This window comes from Anaerovibrio sp. (genome assembly GCF_024697385.1).
Classification (GTDB): domain Bacteria; phylum Bacillota; class Negativicutes; order Selenomonadales; family Selenomonadaceae; genus Anaerovibrio.
Genome location: NZ_JAILFV010000173.1, coordinates 1 through 6,552 on the forward strand (window position 1 = coordinate 1; position 6,552 = coordinate 6,552).

The following is a 6,552-nucleotide window of genomic DNA, read 5'->3' on the forward strand; positions in this document are numbered from 1 at the left end:
CGGGTTGCTAATATAAAATGCGTGGCTGGCAGGCCAATTAAAAAGCCCACTTGTGGGCCGCCAATAGAAAAGGGCTATGCCCGAAACTGAAAAACCACCCGCTAGGCGGGTGGCTGTTTATTTTTCATATGTATTTAATAACATAAAAAAATTAGGTTTAGAGATAATAACATAGTTATATAACTTATATTATAAAACTACAAGAAGACAAAAAAATAAAAATGTTACAATTTTACAAAAAAACTTGACCGAATATAAAATGAGTGTTAATATTAGCACAATAAAACAACACAAATGCAATAACTCAGGACGCGAGTGCAGAGGCATGGACTTTTCAGAGAGCTCCAATAAGGTGTGAGTGGGGCAAGGACATTCTGTATTTTATCACCTGTCAGCAGAGGGCTGAACGCATTTTATGTAGTAAGTACCTCCGGTGTCTTCACCGTTATCAAAAAGGGCAGATGATGGTCTGTTATAAAGTGATTGCAGCGATGCAATAATTGGAGTGGTACCGCGGAGTTAAGCCTTCGTCTTCATTGTAAATGAGGACGAAGGCTTTTGTGTTGGTTTTATCTAGTCATTATTCATTATCATGAGAGAAAGAAGGAGTAAAAATGAATGGTTTAATGGTAGTAGGACTGGCAATAGTGGTATTCGCCTGTGCCTATCTGGGCTATGGCAGATGGCTTGTCAAGACTTGGGGTATTGATCCAAACGCCAAAACACCTGCACACGCACTGGAGGATGGACGGGATTATACACCTGCCTCAAGATTTACTGTTTTTTCTAATCAGTTTTCATCCATCACCGGGGCAGGCCCTGTAACCGGTCCTATCATTGCTGCGATGTTTGGGTGGCTGCCTGCACTTCTTTGGTTGTTGATAGGTGGTGTCTTCTTTGGAGCTGTTCAGGATTTTACAGCACTTTATGCTTCTGTCAAAAATCAGGGAAAATCCATGGGGATGCTTATCGAACAGTATGTGGGTAAGACAGGGCGCAGGCTGTTTCTCCTATTTTGCTGGCTATTTACACTTCTGGTTATAGCAGCTTTTGCTGATATCGTAGCAAATACCTTTAATGGCTTTGCCAAAGATGGCAGCCTGGCTGTACCAAATGCCTCTGCTGCTTCCATATCCATGCTTTATATATTTGTAGCCATGGGCTTCGGTTTTTTCATCCGCAAATTTCAGCCAAAGGAAAAGTCTAAATTTGCAGTTGGTCTTGTTCTCTTCCTGGCAATGATGGCCGGTGGAATGGCTTTTCCATTGTATTTTGACGCACATATGTGGAGATATGTGGTATTTGGATATTGCTTTATCGCATCCGTTATGCCAATGTGGCTCCTGATGCAGCCTAGAGATTATTTGTCATCATTCCTGCTTTTGGGTATGGTTGCCGGTGGAGTTTTAGGTGTACTTATCGCTAATCCTACTATAAATATGCCTGCCTTTGTGGGCTTTGAGGTTAATGGCAAGAGCCTGTTCCCTATACTGTTTATCACGATTGCCTGTGGAGCAGTTTCCGGATTCCATAGTCTTGTTTCCTCCGGAACTTCCTCCAAGACTATAGACAATGAAAAGGATATGCTCACCGTAGGATATGGTTCAATGCTTGTTGAGTCCCTTTTGGGTGTAGTTGCTCTTGTAATAGTTTGTTCTGCAGCAACAGATGGTGTACTGCCACAGGGTACTCCCTTCCAGACCTTTGCAGGCGCTGTTGGTGGTTTCTTTATGATGTTTGGTCTGCCACAGCATGTTGCAGTTTGCTTCATGACAATGTGTGTATCTGCCCTGGCTATGACCACTATCGATTCCGTTGCCCGCATCGGCCGCATGTCCCTGCAGGAGCTCTTTGCTGTTAATGAAGGTGAGGAGCAGGGAACTCTGAGTAAGCTCTTTGGCAATACATATTTTTCAACTGCATTGACCCTGATATTGAGCTATATGCTTTGTCTGGCAGGCTATATGAATATTTGGCCATTGTTTGGTGCTGCAAATCAGCTGTTGTCAGCATTGGTTCTGATTGCACTGGCTGTATTCCTCCGCACTACCGGACGCAAGGGTTGGATGCTTTATGTACCTATGGTATTCATGTTCGTTGTTACCATGAGCGCTTTGTTTATCAGTGTTTATGGTATATATGGCAAGCTGTTGAATGGTGGCTTCGTACTCATGGTAGATGGACTGCAGCTTGTTTTGGCATTGGCTTTGATGACCTTGGCCGTATTGGTTGTAAAGCATTGCGGTGCTGAGCTTGTCAAGGGAGAAGTGAATGAAGACAAGACAGATGGGGTAGTTTCCATGTAATGAAATTAGCTGGTCTTGCATCATTAAATAAATTGTAATTGTATATATACATGAAATAAGCGGATTGCATTGTTCCAACCTCCAATTGCCAGATTTTATGGTCTAACTTTTTGGGGGCCGGCACATATCATGCAGTCCGCTTATTATTTATCAATATTACAATAATATTTACAGTTCTTTATTTTTTTCCTGCAGGGCTTCCAGGACCAGCTTTTGATTATCAATATGTTCCAAGGCAGCTTCAACAGAATTATCCTTTAACAGGGCATACAGAAGACGGTAATGATGCCTGAGGTCATGACGGATAATGCGGGTGGTGTTAATGTCATTATTTATCAGCATAGCTTCATGCTTTAGGGATTCAAGACGCAGCCTTAGCAGATCGTTGGTCTGTTCTTTAGCGATATTTTCTTTTGTTTCCTTATTAAATAAGAAGTACAAAATAATAATCTGGCTAATGGTTAATATAATGGCGAAAATCATCATAATGGTACATCCTCCCAATACATGGTCAGCCGTACCCAACCGTCTTTTTGGCTGAAGTCAACATAACCATTGTATTTCTTCACAAAATTTTTCAGTGAGAGCATACCTATTCCATGGCCGGAGGAGTTGGTTTTTGGCAAACCATCCTCACCAAGATAGAGATGAGAATTAAAGGTATTGGCAATTTCCAGAACACATTGGGCCCCGTTGTGCTGAAGTATCATTGTTATTTGTTTTTGCCCGTTATTTTTTGAAGTGGCAAACAATGCGTTTTCCAGCAGGTTTGACAACAGTACGGCCAAATCATTTTCGTCGGTGTTCATATTGCGGGGAAGATTTATTTTTTGTATGGTATTGATTCCGGTAGTGTGAGCTCTTTGAAGGTAAATGGATATTGCCGCATTTATTATTGAATAATCAGTATATGAAGTAATGGCCGTGGAGGAGATTATTTGCTCCTGCTCACTGATGTAAGCCTGTGCCTCCTTAATTTTTCCGGTGCTGATTAATTCCCGCAGCTTATCGTAATCACTAATCAGATTACTGAGCTGCTTTTTTAATTTTTTACGGTTGTCTATCGCCAGCAGACGAGCTTCTTCCAGATATAGCAGCTCCTGCTGCATTATATTGGCCGTGTGCTGAAGATGCTTTTGTTCATATAGTCTGTTTGATGTGGCAATAATATAATGATAGGTCATAAAGAAAGCTACCGGCAGTACAAGACGACTGATTCTTTCCTCCCAAGAGTGCCATAGTGTAGCATCACTTATCATTGTAAGATAGCCTGTGGTCATTATCAGTGGAAGAAATGCAAGATATATCCGTGGCAATGGGCGGGTAAACTTAGCAAAGGCAGGCAGTAAAGCTGCAAAAACATATTTGGCTAAAGGTAAAAATAACAGGAAAAATATCAGGTAGAATAACTCTTCTGCCTGTATGACCACATGTTCCTCACGGTCATTGAAAAAGGTGGCAATAGCTATACAGCTAAGACTGTGAATGATGAATGTCCATACCATAAACATACTGAAAACAAAAACATGGGCAAGCTTTTGGTTGCGAATGGTCAGCATAAACAGCAGTTGGAAGGGAATCCAGCCCACCATGAGCATTATTTTATAGGTCGCAGTCAGCATGCTGGTAGATGTGTAAAGATTATAATAAACCGGTATTAAAAGTATACTTATGAGAACTACATTTTTAAAGAATTTCCTTGTGGATGGTTCATCTATCTGTTCCCTGAAGGAAAAATATCTGAGATATGTCCCGGCGAGGTGAATAAGTAATATTTTTATTGTAAAGACAACAGCTGAAATGCTCATGTCATTACCTCCATTCTGCTTAATCATATTATACAATACGATTAAGCGATAATTTTTCTTTTTTTTAAAAAATGGGAAAATTTTACTAACCTAAGATACAGACAAAATGTTAAAAGTGAAAATTTATATGATATTAATTTGCAAAAATCAATGGTTTTTTTGGCAAATTTTGTAAAAAATCGAAAAAAAATCGTCCACTTTTTGGGATTTTTCATCACTTTTTGATTTGCTATGGATTCATTATGATTATTATGATATATATAAAATTGTAAGATAAATACATATTTGTGCCATTTATTCAGTACAGAGAGGGTATTCACATCTTGATACCCGTTATTATCCAAAGTGAATAAATATTTTTGTTGACAGGTTGGATTAATTTTAGGCACAACCTATTATTTTGAGGAGAATGTTTATGAATATTGCTATTGTTGATGACCGTGAAACTGATCGTCAGGCAGCAGTCAGTTATATAAATAAATATGCAGTTGAAAAGTATCCGGATTTAATGTCGGATTTTACCTTGGAGACTTTTCCCTCTGCTGAAGCCTTTTTGGAAGATTTTAAACCAGGTAAATTCAATCTTATTATATTTGATATTTACATGGTGAATATGACAGGGATGGAAGCAGCCGAGGAGGTCAGACTTCAGGATGAAAAGGTTCCCATAGTGTTCTTGACCAGTAGCAAGGAGCATATGCTTGAGGGTTATAGGGTGTTTGCCGCAGGCTATATACTGAAGCCTATTGCAGATAACCTTGATGATTTTCTCACAGTTATGGATTTTATTTTTCCCCAGCTGCTTAAAAGTGAAGATCAATTAAGTGTCATAATGGATGGTAGTGATATTAATCTACCAATGCGTAAAATAGTTTATCTGAACATAAATTCCCAGCATAAATTGTGTATTCATATGGATGATAGGGTAATGGATACCGTGACTTCCTATAATAGCTGCAGTCAGATGCTGTTGCTGAAGGAAAATTTTGTGGAATGTCATCATAGGATAATAATCAACATGGATTATGTAAAGCGTATGGACAAGGATTTTTTCATTATGAATGACGGAACGCAAATACCTATCAGCCAGCGCAGGCAAAAAGACACCAAGGCTGCGTATATGCACTATATGGTTCATAGGTAAGGAGGTTTTTGATGATACATATCTGTTATACATTATCGGATAAGGAAGGGAATTATAGTAAGTTTGTAGCTGCCTCAATGTGTTCTGTATTGAAAAATACTGAACAACCTGTAATCTTTCACTTATTAAATGATAATACTCTTTCAGAGGAAAATAAGGAAAATTTCAGGTCGCTGGTTCATTCCCATGGTCAACAGATTAATTTTTATAATGTTCCTCAGCTTATAGGAGCGACCCTGGAAAAAGGAAAAAGCATATTACCTGCAGGGTTCCTGTCAAAACGCTACACTCAGGTGAATTTATATAGGTTGGCCATAGCGGAGGTGTTGCCTCGGGATATAGATAAGGTTATATTTTTGGATGCTGACACCATAGTAAATGTTGATATAAATAAGCTTTGGCTTGAACCGACCGGTGATTCCGGGATAGCAGCAGTGTCTGACTGGTCAGTGTTGGACCATTATGGAAAGACTGCTGATATAAAGCCGGGAGACTCATTCCTTTTTAAAAATGGACTTGCTTCCGTAAAAACTGTATTCAATGCCGGAGTCTTGTTAATGAATCTGGATATTCTCCGTCAGCAGGGCAGTCTGTTATTGAAAGGACTTAAATTTTTGTCTGCCAATAATGGTCGGTGGGAATATTTTGACAATGATATTCTTATAGCCTTTTATTCAAAAGTATTTCATCATTTGCCATGGAATTACAATATCAGGGTGATATGGGCCCGTGGATATGGTGGCAATAAGGTTGAAGAAGGAATATACCATTATGTTGGCCGGGATTATGGTATTAATACCAATGACAGCTTCTATGCACTTTTTTTGAAGTTTTTGATGCAGACTCCCTGGATTGATGACAGGATTATTTATAATGGCTATCATCTGTCAAAGGCGTATACATTTCATCAGGCCAGAATACGATTTTCTAAAATACAGCAGATATTTAATAAAAGCAGAAACAAAAAGCTGGTTTTCATGGGATTGGAGGTTGATGAAGTCCGATTGAGAAATGATTTTGCCCTTGGGGAGGATGATAGGTATATGTTCCTGCCACCGGGAGGGAAATTACCCTTTATCGATTCATCAAGCTATATATATTACTTGGTTTTCTGGAGTGATTATGCCGAAATCAAATCATTACTGGAGCAAAGAGGGTTAAAGGAGTTTGAGAATTTTGCAGATGGCACTCTTCTGATGCCGGAGTGTACTGGTGATTTGTCACTGGATGAACTGAATTATTTATGGAGGCTTTAGCCGTATATTTTATGTTCCGTTTGGTGACTTAGGTGTTA

The 6,552-nt window shown here is 39.2% G+C and carries 5 protein-coding genes; 3 read left to right on the forward strand and 2 right to left on the reverse strand.

What is annotated here, in order from left to right; translation table 11 throughout:
• The first annotated feature begins 614 nt into the window (after nucleotides 1-614).
• The gene (locus tag K6C05_RS09115; RefSeq protein ID WP_296733902.1) at nucleotides 615-2,306 is read left to right on the forward strand and encodes a carbon starvation protein A; all 1,692 of its coding nucleotides are present in this window, start codon (nucleotides 615-617) and stop codon (nucleotides 2,304-2,306) included.
• 168 nt (nucleotides 2,307-2,474) lie between these two features.
• On the opposite strand, the gene K6C05_RS09120 is transcribed toward K6C05_RS09115, so the two are convergent.
• Complete coding sequence (locus K6C05_RS09120; protein WP_296733905.1) at nucleotides 2,475-2,792, reverse strand: hypothetical protein; 318 nt, start codon at nucleotides 2,790-2,792, stop codon at nucleotides 2,475-2,477.
• Complete coding sequence (locus K6C05_RS09125) at nucleotides 2,789-4,114, reverse strand: GHKL domain-containing protein (protein ID WP_296733908.1); 1,326 nt, start codon at nucleotides 4,112-4,114, stop codon at nucleotides 2,789-2,791. The genes K6C05_RS09120 and K6C05_RS09125 overlap by 4 nt, the downstream gene beginning before the upstream one ends.
• A gap of 415 nt (nucleotides 4,115-4,529) precedes the next feature.
• Between K6C05_RS09125 and K6C05_RS09130 the strand changes: the two genes are divergently transcribed.
• Entirely contained in the window at nucleotides 4,530-5,258 is a 729-nt protein-coding gene (locus K6C05_RS09130) for a LytTR family DNA-binding domain-containing protein (RefSeq protein ID WP_296733910.1), read from the forward strand.
• An 11-nt stretch (nucleotides 5,259-5,269) separates the two neighbouring features.
• Nucleotides 5,270-6,514 (forward strand): glycosyltransferase, encoded by a 1,245-nt coding sequence (locus K6C05_RS09135; protein ID WP_296733912.1) that lies wholly within the window; start codon nucleotides 5,270-5,272, stop codon nucleotides 6,512-6,514.
• Nucleotides 6,515-6,552 lie beyond the last annotated feature (38 nt).